Origin of the sequence: Teredinibacter haidensis (assembly GCF_014211975.1) — a bacterium.
GTDB lineage: Bacteria > Pseudomonadota > Gammaproteobacteria > Pseudomonadales > Cellvibrionaceae > Teredinibacter > Teredinibacter haidensis.
In genome coordinates, this window is record NZ_CP060084.1 from 3,592,670 (window position 1) to 3,619,068 (window position 26,399).

At 50.9% G+C, this 26,399-nt stretch carries 26 protein-coding genes; 12 read left to right on the forward strand and 14 right to left on the reverse strand.

The features are described 5' to 3' along the window. Window positions 1-2 precede the first annotated feature (2 nt). From gspG to gspC, 5 genes are read right to left on the reverse strand one after another with little or no spacing between them, the layout of a single operon-like run. Window positions 3-452, reverse strand: coding sequence for a type II secretion system major pseudopilin GspG (gspG, locus tag H5715_RS14380; RefSeq protein ID WP_075186984.1), 450 nt, complete (start codon window positions 450-452; stop codon window positions 3-5). 22 nt (window positions 453-474) lie between these two features. Continuing rightward, a complete protein-coding gene (gene gspF / locus H5715_RS14385; protein WP_075186985.1) occupies window positions 475-1,701 on the reverse strand; it encodes a type II secretion system inner membrane protein GspF in 1,227 nt (408 codons plus the stop codon). After that, window positions 1,701-3,170 (reverse strand): type II secretion system ATPase GspE, encoded by a 1,470-nt coding sequence (gene gspE / locus H5715_RS14390; protein ID WP_083608148.1) that lies wholly within the window; start codon window positions 3,168-3,170, stop codon window positions 1,701-1,703. The genes gspF and gspE overlap by 1 nt, the downstream gene beginning before the upstream one ends. A 12-nt stretch (window positions 3,171-3,182) precedes the next feature. Next, complete coding sequence (gene gspD, locus H5715_RS14395; RefSeq protein WP_075186986.1) at window positions 3,183-5,150, reverse strand: type II secretion system secretin GspD; 1,968 nt, start codon at window positions 5,148-5,150, stop codon at window positions 3,183-3,185. Between the two features lie 16 nt (window positions 5,151-5,166). Then, on the reverse strand, window positions 5,167-6,144 hold the full coding sequence (gene gspC, locus H5715_RS14400) for a type II secretion system protein GspC (protein ID WP_246434563.1): 978 nt from the start codon (window positions 6,142-6,144) through the stop codon (window positions 5,167-5,169). A 484-nt stretch (window positions 6,145-6,628) separates the two neighbouring features. Here gspC and H5715_RS14405 point away from each other — a divergent pair, with 484 nt between their 5' ends. Beyond that, the gene (locus H5715_RS14405) at window positions 6,629-6,943 is read left to right on the forward strand and encodes a hypothetical protein (protein ID WP_075186987.1); all 315 of its coding nucleotides are present in this window, start codon (window positions 6,629-6,631) and stop codon (window positions 6,941-6,943) included. Beyond that, window positions 6,943-8,550 (forward strand): glutamate--cysteine ligase, encoded by a 1,608-nt coding sequence (gene gshA, locus H5715_RS14410; RefSeq protein ID WP_075186988.1) that lies wholly within the window; start codon window positions 6,943-6,945, stop codon window positions 8,548-8,550. The genes H5715_RS14405 and gshA overlap by 1 nt, the downstream gene beginning before the upstream one ends. Before the next feature lie 14 nt (window positions 8,551-8,564). Here gshA and H5715_RS14415 read toward each other — a convergent pair whose 3' ends face one another. Beyond that, entirely contained in the window at window positions 8,565-9,014 is a 450-nt protein-coding gene (locus H5715_RS14415; protein ID WP_246434564.1) for a flagellar basal body-associated FliL family protein, read from the reverse strand. Between the two features lie 261 nt (window positions 9,015-9,275). Here H5715_RS14415 and H5715_RS14420 point away from each other — a divergent pair, with 261 nt between their 5' ends. Together H5715_RS14420 and H5715_RS14425 are read left to right on the forward strand one after the other, a co-directional pair. Next, window positions 9,276-9,737: an Rsd/AlgQ family anti-sigma factor gene (locus H5715_RS14420; protein WP_075186989.1), complete on the forward strand. Its 462-nt coding sequence runs from the start codon at window positions 9,276-9,278 to the stop codon at window positions 9,735-9,737. A gap of 104 nt (window positions 9,738-9,841) precedes the next feature. Then, entirely contained in the window at window positions 9,842-10,840 is a 999-nt protein-coding gene (locus tag H5715_RS14425) for a WD40 repeat domain-containing protein (RefSeq protein WP_075186990.1), read from the forward strand. A gap of 49 nt (window positions 10,841-10,889) precedes the next feature. Here the strand turns inward: H5715_RS14425 and bamJ are convergent, their stop codons facing one another. Continuing rightward, window positions 10,890-11,681 carry a BamJ family beta-barrel-assembly machinery protein gene (gene bamJ, locus H5715_RS14430; protein WP_075186991.1) on the reverse strand — a complete coding sequence of 264 codons (792 nt, stop codon included), beginning with the start codon at window positions 11,679-11,681 and terminating at the stop codon, window positions 10,890-10,892. A gap of 491 nt (window positions 11,682-12,172) precedes the next feature. Here bamJ and H5715_RS20425 point away from each other — a divergent pair, with 491 nt between their 5' ends. After that, a complete protein-coding gene (locus H5715_RS20425) occupies window positions 12,173-13,090 on the forward strand; it encodes a hypothetical protein (protein WP_075186992.1) in 918 nt (305 codons plus the stop codon). Window positions 13,091-13,198: 108 nt separating this feature from the next. Here the strand turns inward: H5715_RS20425 and H5715_RS14440 are convergent, their stop codons facing one another. The 7 genes from H5715_RS14440 to ftsY form a co-directional block, all read right to left on the reverse strand. After that, window positions 13,199-13,723 carry a TIGR02444 family protein gene (locus H5715_RS14440; RefSeq protein ID WP_075186993.1) on the reverse strand — a complete coding sequence of 175 codons (525 nt, stop codon included), beginning with the start codon at window positions 13,721-13,723 and terminating at the stop codon, window positions 13,199-13,201. Between the two features lie 143 nt (window positions 13,724-13,866). Further along, window positions 13,867-14,562 (reverse strand): tRNA (guanosine(46)-N7)-methyltransferase TrmB, encoded by a 696-nt coding sequence (trmB, locus tag H5715_RS14445; RefSeq protein ID WP_075186994.1) that lies wholly within the window; start codon window positions 14,560-14,562, stop codon window positions 13,867-13,869. Further along, window positions 14,562-14,948, reverse strand: coding sequence for a DUF423 domain-containing protein (locus H5715_RS14450; RefSeq protein WP_075186995.1), 387 nt, complete (start codon window positions 14,946-14,948; stop codon window positions 14,562-14,564). Before H5715_RS14450 ends, trmB begins: the two co-directional genes overlap by 1 nt. A gap of 200 nt (window positions 14,949-15,148) precedes the next feature. Then, window positions 15,149-16,003, reverse strand: coding sequence for an RNA polymerase sigma factor RpoH (rpoH, locus tag H5715_RS14455; RefSeq protein ID WP_075186996.1), 855 nt, complete (start codon window positions 16,001-16,003; stop codon window positions 15,149-15,151). Between the two features lie 264 nt (window positions 16,004-16,267). Beyond that, window positions 16,268-17,233: a permease-like cell division protein FtsX gene (gene ftsX, locus H5715_RS14460; RefSeq protein ID WP_075186997.1), complete on the reverse strand. Its 966-nt coding sequence runs from the start codon at window positions 17,231-17,233 to the stop codon at window positions 16,268-16,270. Beyond that, window positions 17,233-17,916, reverse strand: coding sequence for a cell division ATP-binding protein FtsE (gene ftsE, locus H5715_RS14465; RefSeq protein ID WP_075186998.1), 684 nt, complete (start codon window positions 17,914-17,916; stop codon window positions 17,233-17,235). The genes ftsX and ftsE overlap by 1 nt, the downstream gene beginning before the upstream one ends. A gap of 80 nt (window positions 17,917-17,996) precedes the next feature. Next, the gene (ftsY, locus tag H5715_RS14470; protein WP_075186999.1) at window positions 17,997-19,016 is read right to left on the reverse strand and encodes a signal recognition particle-docking protein FtsY; all 1,020 of its coding nucleotides are present in this window, start codon (window positions 19,014-19,016) and stop codon (window positions 17,997-17,999) included. A 67-nt stretch (window positions 19,017-19,083) separates the two neighbouring features. On the opposite strand from ftsY, the gene rsmD reads away from it, so the two are divergent. The 7 genes from rsmD to H5715_RS14505 all read left to right on the forward strand — a co-directional run bounded on the left by rsmD (window position 19,084) and on the right by H5715_RS14505 (window position 26,369). Further along, window positions 19,084-19,668, forward strand: a complete 585-nt coding sequence (rsmD, locus tag H5715_RS14475; protein WP_075187000.1) for a 16S rRNA (guanine(966)-N(2))-methyltransferase RsmD — start codon at window positions 19,084-19,086, stop codon at window positions 19,666-19,668. Between the two features lie 51 nt (window positions 19,669-19,719). After that, complete coding sequence (coaD, locus tag H5715_RS14480; protein ID WP_075187001.1) at window positions 19,720-20,208, forward strand: pantetheine-phosphate adenylyltransferase; 489 nt, start codon at window positions 19,720-19,722, stop codon at window positions 20,206-20,208. A 140-nt stretch (window positions 20,209-20,348) separates the two neighbouring features. Beyond that, on the forward strand, window positions 20,349-23,237 hold the full coding sequence (locus H5715_RS14485) for a class I adenylate cyclase (protein ID WP_075187002.1): 2,889 nt from the start codon (window positions 20,349-20,351) through the stop codon (window positions 23,235-23,237). A 178-nt stretch (window positions 23,238-23,415) separates the two neighbouring features. Next, entirely contained in the window at window positions 23,416-23,583 is a 168-nt protein-coding gene (gene lptM / locus H5715_RS14490; RefSeq protein WP_221892297.1) for an LPS translocon maturation chaperone LptM, read from the forward strand. 13 nt (window positions 23,584-23,596) lie between these two features. Further along, on the forward strand, window positions 23,597-24,856 hold the full coding sequence (gene lysA, locus H5715_RS14495; RefSeq protein WP_075187003.1) for a diaminopimelate decarboxylase: 1,260 nt from the start codon (window positions 23,597-23,599) through the stop codon (window positions 24,854-24,856). Then, a complete protein-coding gene (gene dapF, locus H5715_RS14500; protein WP_075187004.1) occupies window positions 24,856-25,686 on the forward strand; it encodes a diaminopimelate epimerase in 831 nt (276 codons plus the stop codon). Before lysA ends, dapF begins: the two co-directional genes overlap by 1 nt. Beyond that, window positions 25,683-26,369, forward strand: a complete 687-nt coding sequence (locus H5715_RS14505) for a DUF484 family protein (protein WP_075187005.1) — start codon at window positions 25,683-25,685, stop codon at window positions 26,367-26,369. The genes dapF and H5715_RS14505 overlap by 4 nt, the downstream gene beginning before the upstream one ends. The last annotated feature ends 30 nt before the right edge of the window (window positions 26,370-26,399 follow it).

The following is a 26,399-nucleotide window of genomic DNA, read 5'->3' on the forward strand; positions in this document are numbered from 1 at the left end:
ACTTACTCATTATTTCCCGCAGGCTGATCCCAATTGTTGATGTCCCCCGCTTCGTCTTCACCGCCTCGCACACCATCGGCGCCCAGGGTATAAATTTCATAGGGCTTGGTATCGCCAGGGCTTGAATACAAATAACCACTCTGCCAAGGATCCATTGGCATTTCCGGCAGATAGCCGCCCTTACGCCAGTTTTTCGGTTCAGGCGAGGAGGTAGGGCGCGAGACCAATGCTTCCAGACCTTGCTCGGTCGTCGGGTAAATAAAGTTATCCAACTTGTACATTTTCAGTGCGGTTTCAATATTGGCAAAATCAGCCTGTACTTTTTGTATCTTACTGCTGGAAAGGGCGTCCATCACATTGGGGGCAACAATGGAGGCTAAAAGGCCCATAATTACCAATACGACCATGATTTCAATAAGACTGAAGCCGCGGCTTCGATTAACAACGTTCATAATTATTCTCGCTTGCTAACGATTAATGTATTAATTGGTTCATCTGGAAAATAGGCAGCAGAATCGCCAGTACGATAAAGGTCACCATGCCGCCCATAAGCAGTACCATTAAAGGCTCCATTAAACCCAGAGCGGTATTAACAGTAAATTCCAGCTCGCGTTCCTGGTTCCGTGCTGCATGTTCCAACTGTTCTGCCAGCCGACCATTCGCTTCACCGCTGGCCGCCATTTGCACCAGTAGCGGAGGAAAAACACCGACAGAATCCAGTGCTTTGTTCAGGCTAGACCCCTCCTGTACCATCACCGCCACTTCTGCGCTCGCCCGCTGCAACTGCTTATTACTTAAAACCTGAGCCGCAATCCGCAGGGCCTCCAGCAACGGCACACCACTGTTGGCCAGTAAGCCCAACGTGCTGGCATAACGCGCACTCTCAGCCTGTAAAACAAGATTGCCCGCGACCGGTAAACGCAACACAATAGCGTGCCACTTTCGCTTGCGCCCTTCCTCTTTGATCAGAGAATTAAACGCCACTATGGCAGCGACAATGGCGATCAACACGAAGACGCCGTAATTCACCAGGAAATTGCTGGCGCCAATCAAAAATTCGGTTACGGCGGGCAGATCCTGCTTGTTTCGCTCAAACATACCAACCAGCTGTGGCACTACTTTCACCATCATCAGCGTTACAACCGTGATGCTCACCAATAGCATAATGACCGGATAAACCATGGCCATTTTCAACTTCTGCTTGGCCTCCTGGGTACGCTCGGTATAGTCCGCCAACTGTTCTAATACAGGGCCAAGATAACCCGAGGACTCTCCGGCACGCACCATCGCGCGATAGAGGTTATCGAAAACTTTGGGCATTTCAGCCAGCGCCTGGGCCAGGCTTAGGCCCTCCATCACTCGCGAACGCACCTGTAAAATTATGGTTTTGGCCGCCGGCTTTCGGCTTTGTTTGGCGGTCGAAGCAAGCACCTCGTCCAAGGGCAAGCCCGACTGAATAAGGGATGCTAGCTGCCGCGTAACCAGAGATACATCGCGGTAACCCATATGTGGGCGACCAAAAGAGAAGCTTAGTTTGGACTCCTTGCTACCTCTTACTCTTTCGCGCGTGGTTTTAACATTTAGAGGTTTTAGTTGTTTGGCTCGCAACTGGGTGCGAACATGGCGCTCGGAATCACCCTCAAGGACTCCCTTTACTTTCTTTCCCTTGACGTCCAGCGCCTGATAGCTATACGCACCCATCAGGAGACCGCCGTTACTCGCAGCACTTCTTCAACACTAGTCTCACCGTTAAGCACCTTCTCGCGGCCACTCTGGTCGATAGATTTGGAATAAGTTCGCGCATGCGCCAGCATGACTTGCTCACCAGCCCCCTCGTGAATCAACTGACGTAGCTGATCATCGACAGGAATAATTTCGTACAAAGCCGCTCGACCACGATAACCCGAGTTATTGCAGTGATTACAGCCTTTAGCCCGGAAGATAGTTTCGCCTTCAACAATCCCCAGCCGTACCGCCTCGGATTCGGTTGAAACGTACGCGTCCTTACAATGTTCACACAGCATGCGCACCAATCGCTGAGCCATCAAACACTCAAGGCTAGATGACAACAGGAAGGGTTCTACGCCCATGTCTTGCAAGCGGGTGACTGCACCAATAGCAGTGTTGGTGTGCAGTGTCGACAGAACCAAGTGCCCCGTCAAACTCGCCTGCACCGCAATGGAAGCCGTTTCCTGATCGCGGATCTCACCGATCATCACCACATCGGGATCCTGACGCAAAATGGCACGCAGGCCACGGGCAAAGGTCATATCGACCTTGGTATTGACCTGAGTCTGACCGATGCCGGGAAGCAGATATTCGATAGGGTCTTCGACCGTAAGAATGTTACGGGCGCGGGTGTTCAAATGACTAAGGCCGGCATACAGCGATGTCGTTTTACCGGAGCCCGTTGGCCCGGTAACCAGAATAATTCCGTGGGGTTTTACCAAGGCATGCTCGAATCCGGCCTGAATCTCCCCGGGCATACGCAGCTGTTTTAGCGACAGCTGGCCAGCCGCTTGGTCGAGCAATCGCAATACCACTCGCTCGCCGTGGGCAGAAGGAATGGTGGAGACACGAATATCCACCGCGTGACCCGCCAGTTTTACGGTAATGCGACCATCTTGGGGAATGCGTTTTTCGGCAATGTCCAACCTCGCCATTACCTTCAAGCGAGAGACCAACACAGGGGCCAACTGCGGCTTGGGGGAGAGCACTTCGGCCAAAATACCGTCAACACGGAAGCGAATGGATACGCGATCTTCGTAGGGTTCGACGTGAATATCCGAGGCTTTCTCCTGTACCGCCTGGGAGAGAACCGCGTTGATCAAACGAATAACTGGGGCGTCACCATCACCGGATAAGAGCTCGCTGTCTTCGGGAATGTCGTCAACCAAGGCGGTAAGATCAAACTCCGCGCCCATATCTTCAACCGCTTGTAGCGCCTCGCCATCGGTACTTTGATACACCCTAGCCAGACGAGCCTTGAACACCTCAATGTCCAACTCTTCCATTTCAAACGGGCGGTTCAGATGGCGACGCACCTCTATTAACGTTTGCGCCGAGATGCCGGGTCGGTGCAGTACCTTACCCTCTTCCAACATCACCCCATAGGTGCTGGCGAACGAAAACGGCAGGCGGTTTTCGACTAAGGCAGTTTCTTCACTCACGACAACAACCTCTTATTCCTCGTCCTGTTGATCTTCGGACTTTCCATTCTGCTGTTCCCATTCGGGCAACATGCGTAGCATTTCTTCGGGAATATCCAGCAACTTCTGATCACGCTGCATCATCTGCAGATCGCGAATATAGCGGTACTTGTCTGCGGTAGCACCTTCAAGCGTCTCATCGTCACGAACAATGGTTGCACGAATAAAGATCATAAGGTTAGATTTAGTAACGTTGGAGGTGTTCGAACGAAACAGACGGCCAAGTACAGGAATACTGCCCAGAACCGGCACGCGGCGCTCCCCCGCTTGAACTTCATCACGGATAAGGCCACCCAACACAATAATCTCGCCATCTTTGGCCATGACCTGGGTTTCAACTTTACGCTGGTTGGTAATCACGTCGGAAGCGCTCACCGCTGCCCCGTTATCCACACTGGAAATTTCCTGCTGGATATCCATGATGACCTTGTCTCCTTCGTTTACATGGGGGGTAACCGTCAGAGAAATACCCACATCTTCACGCTGAATAGTTTGGAACGGGTTGCTGCCACCATTACCCCCGGCGTTAGTGTAGGCACCTGTCACGAAAGGTACATTCTGGCCAACAGAGATCATCGCTTCGTTGTTGTCCATGGTTAACAGGGTTGGGGTGGAGAGAATGTTGGCGTTATTATTGGATTTCAACAGGTTAATGAGAGCAATAAACTCCTCACCGCCGGTATTGCCGACAATACCCAAAGATTCTCCCTGATTCGAACCCAGCGCAGCAGCCAGCGTCGAGGTTGCTTCTTCGGCATTACTGAAAATGGCAGTAGCGACGCCTGCGGCATTGCCAGCACCGGTAGAGGCCCCAATAATCCCTTCAGTCGTATTCTGGAACATCCACTCGATGCCGATGCTCTCTTTTTCACCTAAGGTCATTTCCACAATGATGGCTTCCACCAGCACCTGAGCACGGCGAATATCCAATCGCTCAACAACGGACAACAACGAGTCGAGGATATCGCCTTCTGCGGTGATCAACAGCGCATTGGTCGCTTCATCGGCTTCAACGGTTGCCCCCTGTTTCGATGCCCCCCCCTTTTTGTCTCCGCCAGGACCCATGCGCATCATATTTTGTACAACTTTACTGAGCACCGTGGCAACATCTTTCGCCGTGGCGTATTCCAGATACACCACGCGGACATTACCGGTTTGAATTTGTGGTCGATCCAGGCGTTTAATCAATTTTTTAGCACGCTGGCGTTGTAAGTCTTCACCGCTGATTAAAATCGCATTATTGCGCTTATCTGCCACCATCTGCAGCTGGTTCGAGGGTGGAGCACCTTTACTCCCCGCACGATCAAGTTTGACCAAGGTTGCCACTAGGCTGTCGGCATCCGCATAGCGAAGCTCTATCACTTCGGTCGTGGGTAGAGCAGCTGTATCAATTTTGTCGATAATTTCTTTAATGCGCTCAATATTGGCGGCGGTATCAGAAACCACAATGGCATTACTGGGGTCGTAGGCGGCAAGGTGAGAGTGCTGCGGTACCAGCGGACGAATCACCGGTAACACTTTAGCGGCGGCAATGTTTTTCAGCTGAATGACCTGAGTGACATACCCATCATCGATATCTGTTTTGTCCTTAACCGGCAGAGGTGACGAACGGGCATCTTTCAGCGGCACAACGCGCACCACACTGCCGACTTCTATCAAAGTGAAATCATGAACTTCGAGTACAGAGCGAAACAGCTCCATCAACTGACGCTCGGTAAGCGCCTTTTGCGAAATCACTTTCACTCGCCCCTTGACCCTGGGGTCTATCACCAATGTTTTCCCGGTCACTTCGGCGACAAATTTAATCACCTCATGGATATCGGAATCCTTGAAGTTTACGGTCCAGGTCTGCTCGTTCTGAGTTCCCTGAGCTTGTACACTCACTATGCCTGGAACAGACAATATCGCCACACACAGGACGAAGCCAAAATGCTTTAACACGGTTTACCCACCTGTATTAATTATCAACTCTAATCGTTATTGGTATTTCTTGTTCACCGCGACGCACACTCAAACTAGCTTCGGTTGCGGTTTTAAGATCCTGATAGACATCCCGTAATTGTTTCGGGTCTGTCATTTCTCGGCCGTTCACATTGGTGACGATATCACCAGATTTCAGCCCCACCTGCTCAAACAAACTCTGATCGCGGCCAGGCCGCACTTTATAGCCCACCATTTTCCCGTCTTCGCGGTGCACACTAAAACGCACGACATCGCTAATCGTTTTGGGAATCTGAGCGGCCGCTATGCTCTTTTTAATCGGTTCCACGCGCTTCGTTGCGCGGTCATCGCCACTACTACGCGAGACTTTATGCTGTTTTTTACGCGAACCGGCAGACTTTTTAAAATCCTCTTCCGAATACAACCACAGAGATTCAAACTTGCCGTTGTTATCCAGAATGACTCGCTGCTCCATAACCTTGGCCAGTTTAACTCCACGGTTTTTACTAATTTCTTCACCTATGCGATACAGCGCCTGATCACTGCCAAAGTCAATAATCGCCCGCGCCAGCTGCTGGTTTTCGCTGGAAATTACACCGTGGAGCTGCAAACTCAAACCGGTGGTCTCGGCATCCTCATCCACTGCAATGTCGGCTGATGAACTTTCTATTGGCTGAAGATCCTCTACCGAAACATCCCCAGCATCGCCAAACAACTTGAGCCCTTGCAGCTTAGTTATATCTACCTGAACCCCAGTAGCCGTCGCACCTTTATCACTAGCGGGTTCAGCAAAGCGAGTGGGTTGGGCCATTTCAGGAACGGGGAAAAGCAGCCAGAAAAAACCGGCCAAACTGTGACACAACCATAAAGCAGACAGCACAAGCAAACCATTCCGCCACACATTGAGCGGAAGTGACTTTAAATAGGCCAGGGACATTTGCCAGTAGCGGCTTGCTGTCACAAAAACCGGATTATCAGCTAGCTGAGCTGTCACCAAATTTCTCCAAAAATTTTATTTCACCCGCCCGCTGGACGAGCCATGATTACCTAATCAATTTAAGCGGTAGGAACAACCCTCGATAAGACATTGCGCGGGGCTCATAGTGGTTACCCCCAATTGACGCTTGACTCAGTGGAACAGAGATACACGAACCACAGTCTTCGTTTTGTTGTTATTAACTACCTTCAATCACAGCAGAACTCCAGCAAAAATGCCCGGGATCAGCCGAATAAGTGCCGTAGTTTATACAGGCTGAATGAGGAATGGTATGTCAGGGCTATGGGATTTCTCGTTTTTTTCACAATTGCGGCCCACCTCACCCGGCAATGCGTTCGAATACACTTGTTTTTCCAAATCACGCCACCATTTTTGGCTTGAGCAAACCCAGACAGCTTTGTATGCTTGTCCGCTCGCCTTGATTATCAGGGAATGTCTGTTTAAAAAATCACCTTAATTTGTCGTTTTCGAGCACTGCCGTATGAACCAGATCTACGTTATCCGCAACCAACATCAACAATTTCTTGAGAAATCCGGCGGATGGAGCCAGGGCGAAGATAACCGCAGCGTATATCGAGCGGTACATAGAGACGAGGCTATCAATCAAATCGTCGAGCTAACAGTGAAGAATCCAGACCTGCGCGCCCGCATCTGCAAGTTGGAAGTAAACGAAAAAGGCCTGCTAAAATTACCCTCGCCAACCATTGATGGGCAGACGACCGAAGTGGAATCCAACACCCCCACCGAGCTTCCGCCACAAACCGTCCAACCACCGTCACAACAGGGGCCAGCATAGTGTTCTCCATAGAAGACCTTCCCCATGAGCTATCGGATAGTCGTAACGCATCTTTTTTAACGGGCATTCTTCGCGGAGCCGAGAGGGAGAGCCTACGGGTAACCACAGACGGTAAAATCAGCCTCTCCCCGCACCCGGAAACCCTTGGTTCGGCGCTGACCCATCCCCAAATTACAACGGATTTCAGCGAAGCACTGCTGGAATTTATTACCCCGCCCAGCCATACCATTACGGATTTGCTCGCACAGTTGGATATATTACAACGCTACACTGCCAGCAAATTACCGGCGGATGAGCAGCTCTGGTATCACAGCATGCCCTGTGCCCTCGGGGCCGACCGGGACATTCCGGTCGCTCGCTACGGTAATTCCAACAACGGCCAGATGAAAACCATCTATCGCATAGGCCTTGGACATCGCTATGGGCGGGCAATGCAAACCGTGGCAGGACTGCACTACAACTTTTCAATGCCCAACGCCTTTTGGGCGTTTCTATCGCGCAGAGACAACAGTTTTCTCGATATTCAAGAATACAAGAACCAACGCTACTTTGGGCTAATTCGAAATTTTCGCCGCCACTACTGGCTGCTAATCTACCTCTTTGGCGCCTCCCCAGCCCTATGCAAATCGTTTATTGGCGAGCGTCACCACAACTTGTTGCCGCTGGACGACCTGCAGCACACACTACACCTACCCTACGCCACCTCATTACGGATGGGCGATCTTGGTTACCAGAGCGGCGCACAGGAATCACTCTACGTTTGCTACAACACCAAAAAGAGCTATATCGAATCACTTTGCGCGGCAATAACGCAGCCCCATGCCGCCTATGAAGCGATAGGTGTTAAGAGTAAAGAAGGTTATCACCAACAACTCAATACCGGCCTACTACAAATAGAAAACGAATTTTATAGCTCTATCCGCCCAAAGCGAACCACACACCACGGCGAAACAGCTCTGGCCGGGCTGGACAATCGCGGTGTGGAATATATTGAAGTGCGCTGCCTGGATGTCGACCCATTTAACCCATTGGGAATCGGTGCCGAACAGATTCGTTTTCTCGACACATTCCTTATTTACTGCGCACTTAAAGACAGCCCTCCCACCGACTGCAATGAAGCCACAACCATTTTGCGAAACCAAAAAACAGCTGTCACTCAAGGACGTAAGCCCGGGGTTAGCCTAGAACACCCCCAAAAGGGAGAGATAAGTCTTTCGGCGTGGGGAACCGAGCTACTGAACGCTATGGAGCCGGTGGCAGAACTAATGGACGGAGCACATAAAAATCGCGCGTTTAGCGACAGCCTCAAACGGCAGCGAAAGAAACTCGAGAATCCGGGCCTGACGCCATCAGCTCAACTTTTGGACATTATGAAAGAAAAGAAACTGGATTACGCCGCTTTCGCACTGCAGCAATCCAAGGATCACCAGCAGCAAATGCTGGCGCAACCACTCTCTGAAAATGTGCAACAACGAATGGAAAGCATGGCTCTGGAATCGGAAGCTGAACAGGTAGCACTGGAGTCCAACAGCCAGCTCGATTTCGATGAATTTCTCACTCGCTACTACCGCCAGTACCGACGCTGCTGCGGTAGCTTTATGGAATAGAGCTTAAGAATGGGTTACTTCTGAACAATTAACGTGTTAAAAAAAACATCGACAACACCTTCCTGCCCGTCTTCCTGCATTAAAATTTTACGGATTTCCGCCAGGGCATCCTGGCGCAAGGCCTCCTTTCCTACCTGCGAGTCAAGCGATTCGTTGGTCTGGCTTGCAAACAGCATCACGAGGTTATTGCGAATATAGGGCAGGTGGTGCCTCACTGAGTTGGCCGCATCGGATGAATCCAGGCGCACCGACACTTCTGCTTTGATATATTTCAATTTCCCGGCACCGCCATAATTAACAACAAACGCAGGCTTAAGAGGGAGATAAATCGCGGCCGGTGGTGGCGCGACCTCATCACCCTCCGCCACCGCTGCATCGACCTCTTCATCCTCCGCGAAAACCGGCTGTATCAGCATCGACAACGCCAGTACAACCCCGAATAGAAAACCTGCTAATACACGCATTTCACCGCCACCTGAATTAAATTACCTATCAAAAGCATAGCCCATTCCCACTATTAAGCACCTGCAGCATTGCCTAATTTGAATCGACGGAGACCACCTGGGTTCCAGATCTTAAATCATTGTTTCACGCAAATAAGCATACTTAAAGTTATATGAATCTTTACTACAAATATGCTCTATACCGGTGCTACTATGCTTGCCCTTCACTCACTTATCGCCTATCTTGAAACCTGCTGATTAACCACTTGGATATACTGAAATATGCTCGACAACTGTAAAACAGCGCAAGAGCGCTGGGGTGGCGTAACCGACATCATTGACCGCTGGCTAAACGAACGACAGCAAGTGCTGGTTATCTACTGTCAACTATCCGAAATGGCAGAAGACCCCCTTCACGGTACTGGGGAGCTACTGCGTTCAATGTGTCAACTTATGGTCGACTACGTTTCTGCTGGCCACTTTGAAATTTACGATCAGCTCACTCAAGAAGGGAAAGATTTTGGTGATGAAACCGCACTGAGTCAGGCAAAAAAGCTTTTTGCCACAGTGGACAAAACCACCGAACTCATTCTCGACTTTAACGACAAGTATCAGGAAATTGACGATCTGGAATCACTGCACAGCGACCTATCTCAACTGGGAGAAACGTTCGCTACGCGATTTGAGGCAGAAGACAGAGCCATAAGCGTTTTACATACGGCTCACAACGACAGCGTCAATTAACAACGCAACATTTCCACGAACAAACAACCCCTTTCTTTCGGCACCTGCTATTCTTTTTGTAAGCCTCAAACCAAGAACACACCAACAAAAAGAATAGCGTCACCATGAAGCCCTTAACAAACAAACACCGGCTGATTATCACTTGTGCAACCGCGCTACTACTGCAAGCCTGTGAACAACCACAAGCCCCTGTAGAATCGCTGGAAGTTGCCGCAAAAGGAATGCATGCAGCGGCATTAAACGATAACGGCTCGCTAGCGGTGGTAGGCTCCATTCACCATGGTGGCAGTATGTGGCGCTTAGGCACCAAGGAACGCGTGTTCAATTGGAACCACAGCAGCGAGACGCTCTCTACCCTTGTTGCCGCCGACTTTTCTCGAGATAGCAACTGGGCCTTGACAGCGGAACCCGCCACACTCGTTTTGTGGGACGTACACAGTGGGGAGGGTATTCGCTACTGGACAGCCCCAGGCGAAATTTTAGATGTTGAACTCGGCCCCGGCGCCAACTCTGCGCTCCTGGGCCTCAGCGACCACTCAGCAGTTCTATTCGATATTCGTCGGGGCGGAATTAAACAAACCTTCAAACACAGCAATCGCGTGCGCAGCGTCGATTTAAGCGCTGATGGCAAACTTGCGCTTACCGGTAGCGAAGATTACAGCGCAACGCTTTGGGACACCAGCTCAGGGGCGGCCATTACCCGTATCAAGCACGACAACGAAGTGCAGCTGGTAAAATTGTCGAACGATGGCTCAATCGCATTATCCGTGAGCAAGTATGATAAGGCCTTACTGTGGCAAGCCCGCAGTGGAGAGTTTATTGCTGAAGTTCCATTGCGTGCTCAACACTTAAAGCGCGGCCTAAGCTTTACCACCGCCGCCTTCAGTGAAAATAACGAATACCTGCTAACCGGAAGACCCGATCAAATTGTACAGCTTTGGAAGCTACCTGAAGCGGTAGAAATCGAGCGCTGGAAACTCCCCAAACGCGACAAATGGAAACCAACCGGTGCGGCTGTTGCCGCCGTCGCCTTTAACGAGCAAGAAGGGGAAATTTTCGCGGTCGCCTCAAACGGATTTATTCATCGCCTTAAAAGGCGCTAAAAATAAAAGCGCCCGGACATTAGCCGGGCGCTTTTAACTTCTCTTCTCTTTATTCTGCAGCAGGTTTTTCTTCTGCTGGAGCTTCTACAGCCTTCTTGGTTGGATTGATTTCCAACAGTTCCATTTCAAATACCAGCAACTTATTAGGCTCAATATCAAAACCACCATTTTGACGGTTTGGAATTCCCTGCTCTCCGTATGCCAGGCTACCTGGAATATACAGTGTCCACTTGGATCCCACTGGCATTAACTGCAGCGCTTCAATCCATCCTTTAATCAAACCACCAACACGAAACTCTGAAGGTTCACCACGGGAATAGGAGCTATCGAACTCTTCGCCTTCCAACGTAGTACCTCGGTAGTTAACCAACACTTTATCTTGCGCCTTAGGCTTTGGACCTGCGCCTTCACGCTCAACTTTATACTGCAATCCAGACTCGGTCGTTACAACACCTTCCTTCTGACCATTTTCAGTCAAAAATGCCGTACCGGCTACGGTATTAGTCTCTGCCAATTTAACGGCCTCTTCCTTACGCTTGGCCATAAACGCTTCACGCTTGGCTTTTTGCTCGGTTTGGAAAGTCGTTACGGTTGCGCGCATTTGTTCTTCAGTAAAACGCTCCTCTGCACCGCCTTGTACATCTTTAATTGCCAAAGCAACCAGCTCTGGATGTAAATTAAACTCAACGGTTTTTGCCTGGCTCGCCATACTATGGCCCATGAAGTAACTCATCTTCTCATCCAGGGTTTCTATTTTGGGTTCTACCGCTACGTCTTCTTTGTTACAGCCCGCTACGAATACCGCAGCTGCAGCAATGGCTACTAATGTGATTTTTTTCATTATGATTTCCTGTTATCGCCAGGGACTATTGCAGCCTGTTACCACGCTACACAGCCAGTTATCGCGTATGCCTATAAGTCACACATACCCTAATGGAGAGAAACAATACGAGAATTGGCGATTATTTAACATCACCCAATATGCCAATTTTCCCAATTATTTCCCGGTTGCGCAGGCAGTATACCCAAGCCCGAACTGCGGCTCCAGCAAGCGACTGCGGTTAACGTTCAAATTTGTTCAGTATCGTTGCCACGCATGACACCGATGTGAACCCGTATGCAAAACGTGGGCTATGCTTTCTACTCTCCGCGCGGTACCCTTATTGCGGCTAATATACCTTGTGGTACAAGCCCGTATTCAAAATTTCCAAAGAAAAACCGCACTTCAAATCAAATTGCACTCAAAATGTGTACAATTTGATTGAAAACGCAGTTATTATTTTTCCGCCCTTGTCCTTTCTCTCAAATAAGAACACTTTCAGGTACTAAGCCATGGCCGCAAAAAAGAAACCTCTAAACCCTATTGCCGATCTTGAAACGCAAATTGCTAAGTTATCCTCACAGCTCGATGCTGCGCGTACAACGAAACTGGCTACTGCCGACAAAGCTGTCAAATCAGCTACAGCAAACCTGACGAAAGCCAAAACCAAACTCGGCAGCCTGCAATCTAAAGTGAAAGCAGCCGCAGCGGCTGTCGCAAACAAGAAAACAGCAGCAACAACAGCCCGTTTAGTAAAAGCGAAAGAGGCCCTCAGTGCTCAACGCTCATCGACGGCTGAAGTAAAAGCAGTATTGGATCAAGCGAAAGCAATCCAAAGTGATGCCAAGCAAGCTCTAACTCATGCAACAAACCTAGCAAAAATCGCCGCAAAGGCTGAAAAAGCACTTACAAGTAAACGTAAGCCGATCAAACGTAAGCCCAAGGTAGCCGCGACCAAGCTTGCAGTAAAACCAGCAGAAGCAAAGGCGCCGGCAAAAAAAGTGGTAGCTAAAAAAGCAGCTCCCAAGAAAGCACCCACAACAAAAGTAGCCGCAAAAAAAACACCCGCGAAAAAGGCTATCCATTCAAAACCCGCTACAAAGAAAGCACCGGCTAAACCTGCGGTTGTAAAACCCGCCGTCACACCAGCAGCTGTAGCGACAAAACCCGTAGAGCCTAAGCCTGTACCCAATGTTGAAGAGAAAAAAGCTGAAGCCCCTACACCCGCACCGACCCCCGTTAAGCCAGCGATGGTAGAGGCTGTCAAACCAACAGCGCCTGCAACACCAACAGTTGAAGCCAAGCCGGAAGTAAAAGTAGAGGCCCCCACTGTAGCTGTAGCGGCACCCACGCCCACAACCGAAGAGCCAAAACCAAGCACACCGACCTCTCCAACTTCTGGCAGTCTGTTTGGTGACGACAAAAACTAATCGTCTCTAACTGGCTGCTGTAAAAGATTTGCGCAGTGGCCTTCTAAACCCCATAAAAAAGCCCGTCAGTTCAGAGCGGGCTTTTTTTGTTTTCGACAGAGCAAATCCCTATTCTGCTATTGAGACCCTCCGCGCACTGCGCGTACCGCAGCGAATTAAATTTGAGGTTTTCGACGCATCGGGGATCATCATAAAGCTCAGATAATATTCTAGGCCTAGAGGATCATTTGGGTCTTTCATTAAATACGCAAATCGACGGGTTAAATCCTGCAGACGGGATATCAAAACTTTTTCTATCATCAGCTCCGCATTGACCAACTGCTTGGAAACCACCTTCGCCTGAACGGCAGTGAAAGTACCCGCATTTTTCAAGTGGTTGCGCACTTCCCTCAGCTTGATCAAAGTCTCCTGATTGATTGTGTCAATCGATATCAGTACTTCATCCAGAGCTTCCTTCGACAGACAAATACGCTCCTGTTCCAGCCAGCAGCACCAGAGAATGATATCGACATTTGCATGGTAGTCGTCTTGTAAGCCAAGTACGATTGGCTCGACATCCTTGTGAGCAAATACGCGAACTGAATAGTCCCACAGAGATTCCCTCCAAAGGTTTGTAGAGGGCTGAGTCGACATGATTTCCTCTTTTTTCTCTATCTTGGATAACGAGACTAAGCCAGCGAGCTAAGCGTCGTCCAGCGGTGTGTTGTCAACTTTAGAGCCAGTGATCATTTTAACCCCATCACTAAAATAAATGGCTCTTTTCCCATAGGAAGGCGTTAGCATTCGTTCACTTTGCTAAAAACAATATCCCACACACCGTGACCAAGCCGCTCCCCCCTTGCCTCAAATTTCGTCTTCGGACGGTATGCTGGCCGCTCGGCAAAACAAGACTCACCACTGGTGTTATCGTAACCCGGCGCCGACAAGAGAACGTCCATGGCGTATTCAGCATAATTTTCCCAGTCGGTCGCCATATGAAAGCGCGCATCGGCTTTCAATATTCGGCGAACTTGCTGCAAAAATGCGGGCTGAACAATCCGCCGCTTATTATGCTTTTTCTTATGCCAAGGATCTGGAAAAAATAACTGGAACCGATCTACGCTGCTCTCGGGAATACAATCACTCATAACATCTACCGCATCAGCCATAAATACACGCAAGTTGCTTAAGCCGGAAGCGCCTGCCAAGCTAATCAGGCGACCAACACCGGGAGGATGTACTTCAATACCGATAAAGTCTTTATCTGGGTCGGCCGCCGCCATCTCGTGGAGAGAATCGCCCATACCAAACCCCACCTCTACTACCAGCGGAGCTTCGCGTTCAAAAATTTCGGCAGGACTAATTTCGCCATCAAACAAGCTCAAACCGTATACCGGCCACCACTGATCAAACGCGTTTTTCTGTCCATCAGTCATACGACCACCGCGAATCACATAGCTGCGAATCGTCTTCTTCTTGTACTCAGGTTTCATCAACTCTTAACTCTCAATACCGCAACGCAGAGCGCGCCCCAGCCAAAAATAAACATCAAACCACCCAGCGGCGTAATCGGCCCCAGCCAGCGTGGACCGCCCAGCGCCAAACCATATAGGCTTCCACTGAAAAACAAAATACCCGCTACAAATAGACCGCTGGCAATGGACAACCAATAGCTCGATACTCCTTGCACGAACAACAGCGCCACAACGAGTAGAGCAAAGGTGTGGTAAAAATGATACTGCACACCTGTTTGCCAAGCCGCGAGCATAGTATCAGAAATACTGCCCTTCAGGCCGTGAGCACCGAAGGCTCCAAGAATTACGGCAAGCCCCCCATTTGCGGCGGCGATAATCAGGATTAGTTTTGCGGTTGGACTCATACTTGTCTCTCTATGCTTAAACCTATAACTGTTTTACGCCTAACGTAGCGACTCACTCTAATTCACGAAGATCTCTTAGCCAACCGCTTGCTATTACCGCACCCTTGACTCCGCCGCTAATACCGACCCAATCCCTGAGCATAAAAAAAGCCGCTTATTTGCGGCTTTTTGTTCTCATTTGAGAAATACAAACAGCTTGATCAGGCCTCAATGGAAACACGCATTTTTTTCATTGCATTTTTTTCCAGCTGTCGAATGCGCTCTGCGGATACCCCGTATTTCTCGGCCAGTTCATGCAGTGTCGCCTTGCTTTCACTCAGCCAGCGCTGCTGTAGGATATCGCGGCTGCGATCATCTAGAACGTCCAACGCCTGCTCCAAGCCCGCAACACTGTTTTCAGTCCAGTCGGCCTTTTCCAGTAACATGGAAGGATCGTAGCGACGGTCTTCCAGATAGTTGGCCGGTGCATGGTAAGCTGTTTCGTCGTCTTCATCGGCGCCCGCATCAAAAGCGGCGTCGAAAGCGGACAGACGGGTTTCCATCTCGCGAACGTTTTTTACGTCCACATTCAAATCTTCGGCAACCAGCTTCGCTTCATTGTTGGTCAACCACGCCAAGCGCTTTTTCTGGCCACGCAGGTTGAAAAACAGCTTGCGCTGAGCCTTGGTAGTGGCAACTTTCACAATACGCCAGTTGCGCAGAATAAATTCGTGGATTTCAGCTTTAATCCAGTGAACGGCAAAGCTCACCAAACGCACACCTTTTTCCGGGTTAAAGCGTTTTACCGCTTTCATCAAACCGACGTTGCCTTCCTGGATCAAGTCACCCTGCTGCAAGCCGTAGCCAGCATAGGATTTAGCTATATGAACCACAAAACGCAAATGCGCCAAGACCATACGGCGCGCGGCCTCCAGATCTTCACGGTAGTATAAGTCTTCAGCCAGCTGCTTCTCTTCTTCGGCAGTCAGCACAGAGAAACGGTTCACGGCCTGCATGTAGGCATTCAGGTTTTGACCCGGAGCCAACACTTCAACAGTCTGTAAACTTCTGCCCATTCGGCAATCCTCCAATGTTTTCTTTTAAGCAAACCCAACGTAAAAAAGGTTCAGCAGTTGGGCAATATTAGGTTGTAAATAAAAATTTACAAGGACTTCGACTAAAATTCGCTACTAGAGTTCCCATTTACTATGGCTATCGTCAGGGTAAAGCACCACTTTGGATAGCGAGTCGCCAACAGTATATTGCCTGCCCGGGCCACTAATCGCTATAGTCTGCGATGCCACCAGCAACCTCCGCCAGCCGTCGATCCCGCCATTTACCTAAGGCTCAATTTGAGCCAAATGGCGACCCACCGCCAGCCAGGCACCCAACCAGCCGAGCAAGGTACCTATTCCCAACAATTGTAAACAACCTTTAAACCCCAGAGCCTGTAACTCAAAATCACTTTGGTAAAGCAACGCCAGTTTGACGACCGTACCTTCGATTATCCAGAAGCCCGCGACAACGATGAGAGCGGCCAGCAAGCCACCGATAAAACCGTACCAACCACCGCTATAGATAAAGGGCCTGCGAACAAAGCCATCGCTGCCGCCCACCAGCTTGGATACAACAATCTCATCGCGACGGTTTTCGATCGCCAAACGAATAGTATTTCCCACGGCCAGCAGGACACCAAGCCCCAGCAACCCCGCCAGAGCCGCGACTATTTTCTTGCCCAGCACCATAAGCTCGCGCAGGCGCCGCACCCACTCCATATCCATAGACACTTCATCGACAATGGCTTCGCTGGCGATCTTCTCCCCCAGTGATTGCAGTGCCGCTGCCTCTGTGGCAGCGAAGGTTGGGGTCACGACCAGCGTCGCGGGCAGGGGATTGTCGTCCAGAGCCTCCAACGCTTCACCAAACCCAGACATCCGCTGAAAATCAGCCTTCACCTGCTCCGCAGATAAATACTGAACAGCATTCACCTCAGCCATTCGCTCAAGGCGCTTGATCAACTGCTCGATAGCCGTTTCCCGAGCGCGTAAATTCAAATACACCGAAATTTTTGGGCTGGCATCCCAGTTATCACCTAATTGCTGGATATTGCCCAGGGCAACCAGCAGGGTTGCGGGGAGTGCCAACGCGATGGCGACCACCAAGGCCGTCATCAGTGTTTGTCCTGGAGTACTTAGAAGGCGAGCCAGACTACCTAAGAAGGACGCACGATGATGCCCCCAGTAACTGCGGGCTTTATCCCCCAGGCTAGTTTTGCTTTGGATCGCTCCGTTATCAATTCGGGCCATTAGCGCTCGCCTCGCGGAGCCAGTAGACCGTCGTGAATCAGCTGCCCTTTGTCGAGCGTTAGTACCCGGTAATTCAGCCGCTCGATAAGCGCGATATCGTGACTGGCGATCATAACCGTTACACCAAAGTGATTAAACTGGCGGAACAAGTTCATAATTTCGGCGGAGAGTTCGGGATCCAGGTTACCGGTAGGCTCGTCGGCCAAGAGCAACGAAGGCTTATTGACGACTGCGCGCGCGATACCCACTCGCTGCTGCTCCCCCCCGGAAAGGGTAATGGGATTGAGTTTTTCTTTATCCAGCAGGCCTACCTTATCGAGCGCGGCACGAACCCTGCGGCCCACCTCTCTGGATTGATGGCCGGCGATATGCAGCGGCAGAGCCACGTTTTCAAATACATTGCGATCGAATAATAACTGATGATTTTGAAAAACCACCCCCACCTGACGGCGGTGGGAGGGAATCTGACCACGGCGCATTCGGTTGAGGTTGCGACCGGCGATAATCACCTGGCCGGTGGTAGCGCGCTCCATCAGCATAATCAGTTTCATCAAGGTACTTTTACCCGCACCCGAATGACCGGTAAGAAATACCATTTCCCCTTCATCAATATCGAAGGAGAGGTTGGCGAGGGCCTGATAACCGCTTTCGTAGCGTTTGCTGACGTTGCTGAAATTGATCACGTTGCTATGTTTTTTATGTATTCGTGATAATAAAGGTCTTTGCTGGGGTTCGCTTCGCGCTCCCCAAACAACAGACTAACCTATGCTTTTTCCCCAAACAGGGCTTCAATAAAACTCTTCGCATCAAATGGCTGCAAGTCATCGATACCCTCCCCAACGCCAATAAAGCGCACCGGTATCTGATGTTTTTTACTGAGGGCAAAAATAATACCGCCCTTAGCGGTACCGTCGAGCTTGGTCAGGGCAATACCGGTCACGCCGGATACCTCTCGAAACTGGTCGGTCTGACTGACGGCGTTCTGGCCGGTTCCGGCATCCAGCACCAACAATACTTCGTGCGGGGCCGTGGCGTCCAGTTTGCCCATCACACGCTTCACCTTGGACAGCTCGTCCATCAGGTTGCTCTTGTTGTGCAAGCGTCCGGCGGTATCGGCAATAACCACATCAACATCCCGCGATTGCGCCGATTGCACCGCATCGAAAATAACCGAGGCGCTGTCGGCACCTGTATGCTGCGCCACCACAGGCACTTGATTGCGCTCGCCCCATACCTGCAACTGCTCAACCGCTGCGGCGCGGAATGTATCCCCTGCCGCCAGCATGACAGACTGGCCTTCCCCCTGCAGACGTTTGGCAAGCTTGCCGATAGTCGTGGTTTTACCCACACCATTCACACCCACAACCAGAATCACATAAGGTTTTTTTTGCTTGTCGATAACCAACGGCGCTTCAACCTGCTGCAAAAGCTCGTTTAGAGAACTTTTCAACACATCAAACAGCGCTTCCGAATCGGCCAGCTGCTTGCGCGCCACGCGATTGGTAAGGTCGTCAATAATATCAGTTGTCGCTTCCACACCCACATCGGCCATCAGCAAGAGGGTTTCAATCTCTTCCAGCAGCTCATCGTCAATAGTTTTCTTGCCCATCAACAAGTGGGCCAGACCATCGGAAAATTGGCTGCTGGTACGCGATAGACCGCGTTTTATGCGCGCGAACAAACCAAGCTTTTCCTGTGGCTGCTCAACCGCAGAGGTAGTTTCGGTAGTGGACGGAGAAGTATCGCCGGTATCAGAGTTGCTTTTTTTACGCTTAAAAAACATTATTGCCTGTTTATTGGATTGCTAGATTTCACTGACGAACATCCTACCATTATTGGAGCCGATTCTTTTGCCCCCCAAAAAGAAAAATGCACAAAAAGAACTAAATTCCACCATCCGGATTATCGCCGGCCAGTGGCGTGGTCGAAAACTGACCGTGACCAATGCTGAGGGCCTGCGCCCCACCGGTGACCGTGTTCGCGAAACGCTGTTTAACTGGCTCATGCCGCACACCGCTGGCAGCCGCTGCCTAGATCTTTATGCCGGCACTGGCGCACTGGGGCTTGAAGCGCTATCCCGGGGGGCCTCATTTGTACAATTTGCCGAATACAACAGCGCTGCTGCCCAACAATTAAACCGTAACCTGCAAACATTACAGTGTAGCGATGCTCAGGTGTATACGGGAGATGCCCAAAAACTACTGGAAAGTGGTGGCGAGCCCTACGATATTATTTTTATCGACCCCCCTTTTTCCCAGAACCTGTGGCTGCACTCTCTGGAACTGCTGGTACAGAAGGGCTTTCTCCACCGTGATACCCTGGTATACATCGAACACCCCAAGTCCCAAACCCTGGCTTTCGCGCCTCAGTGGCAATGTCATCGGGAAAAAACCGCAGGTGATGTATGCTACGCCCTGCATCAATTTCTTTGTTAACGAACTTCAGGCTAGAATATGCGCCCAAATCCGACTCAATCGAGTAATGTTATGAAGCGAGTTGTCTACCCCGGCACCTTCGACCCCATCACCAATGGTCATATCGATCTGTTGCACCGGGCCGCCAAGCTATTTGACTCCGTGGTCATTGCCGTGGCCTCAAGCCCCCGCAAACAGCCACTGTTCACACTTGAAGAACGCGTCTCCATGGCGGCGGAAGTCCTGCAGGATCTGGATAATATCGAAATCTGTGGTTTTGATTGCCTGCTGAAAGATCTGGTTGAAGAGAAAAAGGCTTACGGCGTTGTTCGTGGTCTTCGTGCGGTCTCAGATTTTGAATACGAATTCCAGCTCGCAAATATGAACCGAGCCCTGGCGCCCTCCATGGAAAGCCTGTTTTTAACCCCGGCGGAGCACCTCTCCTATATCTCCTCTTCTCTGGTAAAGGAAATCGCCTCGCTCGGTGGCGACGTCAGCAAGTTTGTCCCCTCTCTGGTTAAAGATGCCCTGCAGGAAAAGTACTGCACTCAGGGCAAGTAAACGTTTTTCGCGCCAACCCAAATAAATCTGTCTAAGTCGCCCCTACTATTGGGGCGCTACTCTTCGCTACCCACTGCTAAACTTAAATCACACTCTTATTGTGACAGCCATCGCTGTCCATTGACCTTTAGCGACCAACAGTGAAACTCCGAGCAATAGCCCCCGGCGAAATCGAACAGGGATTAGACCGTCAAAACCTCAACCGCATTAATCAGCGGTTTAGTGCCATTAATACCGACAGACTGCAACGTCTGCGCGGCGCTCTGGGTGATCGCCAACGACCCGTGGTGGACGCCCTGCCGCTCCTGTTTCACACCAATCATCCGATGATGCCCGGTTTTGTCGCGCGCGAAACCCCCTCACGACTATGCCGCTTTAAGCTCAGCAAGGCGGACATCAGCCTTGGTAGAAGTATCGCCCGCAGCTTTACACCCAATGTGGATATTACCCACGAGGAAGAAATCTACGGCATTTACATTATGGGTAGCGTAGGGACCATCGCTCAAAGCGAAAAAAGTGACTTGGATATCTGGCTGTGTGTAAAGCCCGGCCTGAGTAAAAAAGCCCTAGAACTCCTCGATTTGAAGTGCAAACGCATATCCGATTGGGCAATGAAATTTCGACTGGAAGCCCATTTCTTTTTAATGGATCACCAAGCCTTTAAACAGGGCCATATCTCCACCCTGGACGAAGAATCCAGCGGTAGCGCCCAGCGCCTGCTGTTGCTCGATGAGTTTTATCGCACCGCGATCCATATTGCCGGGCGCAAACCGCTGTGGTGGTTTGTTCCCGAAACCCAAGAAAACGAATACCACAGCTACACCGCAACCTTGATTACGAAACGCTTTATCAGCCAGGAAAGCGTTCTGGATTTTGGTGGTATCGCGACGATCCCCGACGGCGAATTTGTCGGTGCCGGTATCTGGCAGCTCTACAAAGCCATCGAATCACCCTATAAATCGGTTCTCAAACTGTTGCTACTGGAAGCCTATATCGCACAGCACCCTCGTATTCAGCCCCTCGCGCTGGATTTCAAAAACAGTGTTTACACAGGCGAACTCAATATCGATTTTCTCGACAGTTACGTGATGATCTACCGACATATCGAACGTTACCTGAGAGCAAATAATCAAACCAAACGTTTAGAGCTGGCGAGGCGCTGCTTCTACTTTAAAGTCAACAAGCCCCTCTCGAAACCACCGCGCTCGCGCGAAAAATCCTGGCAGCGACGGATGCTCGAACAACTCACTCAAGAATGGGGCTGGAGCAAACGCCAAATAGAAGTACTCGACCAACGAGCCAAATGGAAAGCCCCGGAAGTGGCTGAAGAGCGCGCGCTTTTGGTCAACGAGCTAAACCACAGCTATCACGTTATTCAGGCGTTCGGCAGCGAAACAGGTGCAGTACGCGCGATCTCAACAGAAGAGATAACGATTCTCGGGCGCAAGCTACAGGCAGCTTTTGAGCGTAAACCGGGAAAAATTGAGTGGATCAACCCCGGCATATCCGAAGACCTCAGTGAAACCATTATTGCCCTCACAGAACATTTTGATGAGGAAGCCAAACTCCAGGCGTGGACCGCCTATGCTCGCAAAACCGGCCCATCCAACGGTGGCGAAAGCGGCGCAATAAAATCCGCCCTCAGCTTGGTCGAGCTTGTTATGTGGTGCTACTTCAACGGCGTCATTCTACCTTCCACCTCTTTCGATATTCAGCGCGCGCCCTCCATAAACGAATTCAGTTTGCGCAAGTTAATCAACCAACTGGAACACTGGCTACCACTGCCTCTTGCGCCCCAGGGCCACGACAGTTTTAAGCACGTTGCCAGCCCCACGAGCGTCCTTCTGTTGCTAAATGTAGGCAAATCACCCACGCCCCATTTAGATGAAATGGGCATTCAACGGCTAAGCAATCAAACCGACGCTCTGCGCTACAGTGGCTTTGAAGAAAACCTAGTGGCCTCCGTTGACATGGTGACGCGCAATAGCTGGAATGAAATCGACACCCGCCGCTTTGACTCCCAACGCGCACTGCTGGATTGCCTACAGGATTTCCTGCAACTGTGTCTGCCCAGCACACACCATAAACCACCTCAACTCTCGGTGGCCTGTGTCAGCAGCATCCATGCTGCCACCATTACCCGCCGTGTCGAACGCTGGTTTACAGAAATATTGCGCTGCTACTACTCCGGTCGTTACCCTTCAACCACCCGATATCTGTTTGAAATGGCAGGAACTTACTTCAGCCTGCAATTTAAAGGGCCTCGCTTACTGGTACGCGAGCACGCCAACGAAAATATGCTGGTTGATTATCTGGCTGAGGAACAGCTCTCCATCAGCCCGATTATGATCGACAGCCGCGCATTGCTTAATCACCCCTTGCGTGCCATTGCCGATACCATTTCCGGCAGCTCCGGTGGCCGCAGCTGGTCCGGCGCCATCTACGTATTTTTTCGGCGCTTTGATATTGGAATGGAAACCTATGTGGTCGATGAAATGGGCGTTGTCCTGCATCGCCTCTACCGCGGCAGCGGCCAGCACGCCCCTCTAAAACCCCTGCACCATTTCCTTCGAGCCATTATTAATCGACAGACCCGTATCAATCAGGAATTGCTATACGATTTCGGTATCTTCCCTATGCATTTTTACGAACTAAGCAAAGTGGGCAACCAGTTTCAAACACAGCCCAAGCGCGTTTCCCAGGAGATGTCAGCAAAGGCCAAGTTCGATGTAAAAGCCGTGGCTCAACCCGGTAGTGATAGCACGATGGAGTTCAACTTCTACTGTGAAGACCAGGAATTTCTCGGCCGCAAATTTGGCGACCAGCTCTACTTGGTTGTCGCCCAGCACATAGTGAAACTTCGTTCAACCCAGGGTCATTACCCGGTCTACCTCACAGATCTCGACCTCAGCCTGTGTGCTAAACAGCTCTCCGAAAACGCTAAGCTCTCCAGCAGTCACTACCTGAAAATTAAAGGTCAGCTCGAATTCAAGCTGAATCAGGCGATTGGTATCCTACAGAAAGCCTAGACCCCAATTCCGCCAGGCCTCTTTGCGCCACCCTGGTTTTTCGCCGCCCCTTGAGCCTTACAAGTCCCCGCAAGGGTTATGCAAGGCTGTGCGAAAGGTTATACTCCGGCCTTTTATATTTGGGATTGGCGGCAAGGGTTCCTGAACCATCGCCCGCCAACGAGTAAAAGGTTTGGTTATGGCGTATATGTTCAGCCGGATTATTTCCCGCAAGTCTGCCTTTAAACTGACGTTGCTCAGCATGCTGCTGTTAAGTGCGACTGGCTGTGGTCAGAAGGGGCCCCTAAAATTGCCCGCACCCGACAGCGAGCCCGCTCAAGAATCCGCTCAAGCCCTATTGAATTAGAGATAGCCACTATATGCCACACTTTGAATACCGCAACGGCAGCCTACACGCCGAAGGTTGTGCGCTGTCCGCACTTGCCGACCACTACGGTACGCCCTGCTATATATATAGCCGCGCCGCCCTTAGCTCCCACTACCTTTCCTATGCCGAAGCACTGGGCGATCACCCAGGCACCATTTGCTACGCCGTAAAAGCCAACTCCAACATCGCCGTATTACAGGTGCTAGCCGAACTCGGTGCGGGTTTTGATATCGTGTCTGAAGGTGAACTGCGCAGGGTATTGGCCGCCGGCGGCAAGCCGGAAAAAGTCATATTTTCCGGTGTAGGTAAAAAGCCCAATGAAATAGTCTTCGCGCTGGAAACCGGCATTGCCTGTTTTAACGTGGAATCGGAAGCAGAGCTTGAGACCTTATCAGAAATCGCCTCCCAGCGGGGCCAGACAGCCAATATTTCGCTGCGAGTAAATCCCGATGTAGACGCGAATACCCACCCCTATATTTCCACCGGACTAAAAGAAAACAAGTTTGGTATTGATATCAATGTCGCCACCAACGTGTATCGGCGGGCCGCCGAATTGCCTGGACTGAATGTCGTCGGTATCGACTGCCATATCGGCTCCCAGTTAACCGAGCTATCCCCCTTCCTGGACGCGCTGGATCGCTTACTACTGCTAGTCGACGACCTCGCTGAAAAGGGGATCAGTATTCACCACCTCGATTTGGGCGGCGGCCTGGGCGTAACCTACAGCGACGAACATCCCCCCTCGCCCCAGGACTATCTGGCCGAGGTAAAAAAACGCCTGGGTGATCGACAGCTAGAAATCGTGCTCGAGCCCGGTCGCTCCATTGCCGCCAACGCCGGTATTTTGCTGACCGAAGTACTCTACCTTAAGCCTACAGACCACCACAACTTCGCCATTATCGACGCCGCAATGAATGACAATATTCGTCCGGCGCTCTACCAGGCCTGGCAAAAAGTATTACCGGCCATCGAAAGGACCGAAGCCGAAGTGCTGGAGTGGGATCTGGTCGGGCCGGTATGCGAAACCGGCGACTTCCTCGCCAAAAATCGCGAGCTAGCACTACAGGCAGGCGACCGTCTGGCTTTGATGTCTAGCGGTGCCTACGGCTTTGTGATGAGTTCCAACTACAACACCCGAGGCCGAGCAGCCGAAGTGATGGTAGACGGCGACAAGCATAACCTTATTCGCGCTCGCGAAAACTTCGACGATATGGTTCGTGGCGAACACCTGCTGCCGGAAGGCCAGAACTAATGCGCCTACGCTTTACCAAAATGCAGGGCATCGGCAACGACTTTGTTATGGTCGATGCCATTAGCCAAAAAGTGACCATTACGCCCGAGCGGGCGCGCAAACTCGCAGACCGCCACTTTGGCGTAGGCTGTGATCAGGTATTGGTTGTCGAGGCACCCACCAATCCCAATACCGATTTCCGCTACCGCATCTTTAATAACGACGGCAGCGAAGTCGAAAACTGCGGCAATGGTGCCCGCTGTTTTGCCGTATTTGTTCACCAGCGCCAGCTGACCGGCAAAAAACTTATCTCGGTGGAAACCGCCAGCGGCATTATCCAACTGCAAGTGCTGGACGACAATCAAGTCAGGGTCAATATGGGTGTACCCATACTGGAGCCCACAAAGATCCCGTTTAAAGCAGACAACCAGCAAAGCAGTTATCCTCTTTCGGTAAACGGTCAAGTATTCGACATTGGAGCAGTCTCCATGGGCAACCCTCATGCAGTCACTCTCGTTGACGACGTTAAATCATTCGCTGTAGAACAATTCGGTCCTTTGATCGAAAGCCACCCGCAATTCCCGAACAAGGTAAATGCGGGCTTTATGCAAGTCATTGATCGCAACACGGTCAATTTACGTGTTTACGAACGCGGCTCGGGCGAAACTCTAGCCTGCGGAACGGGCGCCTGCGCGGCGATAGTCAGTGGTGTTTTGCGCGGTCTGCTCGACAACATCGTATCCGTTAATCTGCCCGGAGGCTCTTTGGCCATCCAATGGGAGGGCGACGGAAAGCCTGTTATGATGACAGGCCCGGCAACCTCTGTTTTCCATGGGCAAGTAAAAATATGAGTGAATCTTCCATTACTCAAAGCAAGGAAAAAATTAAAGAAGAGCAAGTGGTGCAGTACTTAAAAAGCCACCCAAATTTTTTTAGTCACCATCTGGATCTCCTCGCCGACATAGAGCTACCCCACCACAGTGGCAACGCCATCTCCCTGGTGGAGCGACAGGTCGCCGTATTGCGCGAACGCAATATGGATATGCGCCACCGCCTGAGTGACCTGCTGGACAATGCCCGCGAAAATGATCGCCTGTTCGATAAGACCAAACGTCTGGTCCTGTCATTGCTGGAATGCAACGACCTCGGCGACCTAGTCGACGCCCTCTACTATAGCTTCGACAAAGAATTTAATATTCACTACACCCGCCTGATTCTATTTGGCAACAACAGCACCCCCGTCAGCGAAGCCCGCATCGCGTCTGTTCACGATGCGCGCGACTACATCGGCAAGCGTATGAAGCTACCGAACGCGGTCAGCGGCGGTATCGATATCAAAGAGTGCCAGTTTTTATTTGACGGCGACGCCCCAAATATTGGTAGCGCAGCTATGGCTGTCCTGCAACACGGCAGTCCGCTGGGAGTACTCGCCATCGGCAACCAGGATCCCGCCTATTATCGCTCAAGTATGGGTACTCTGTTTTTGGGCTATATTGCTGAAGTGTTGAACCGGCTGCTGCCTAAGTATTTGTAAAGAAACTGGCAAGAGCATTCGCTTACGCAA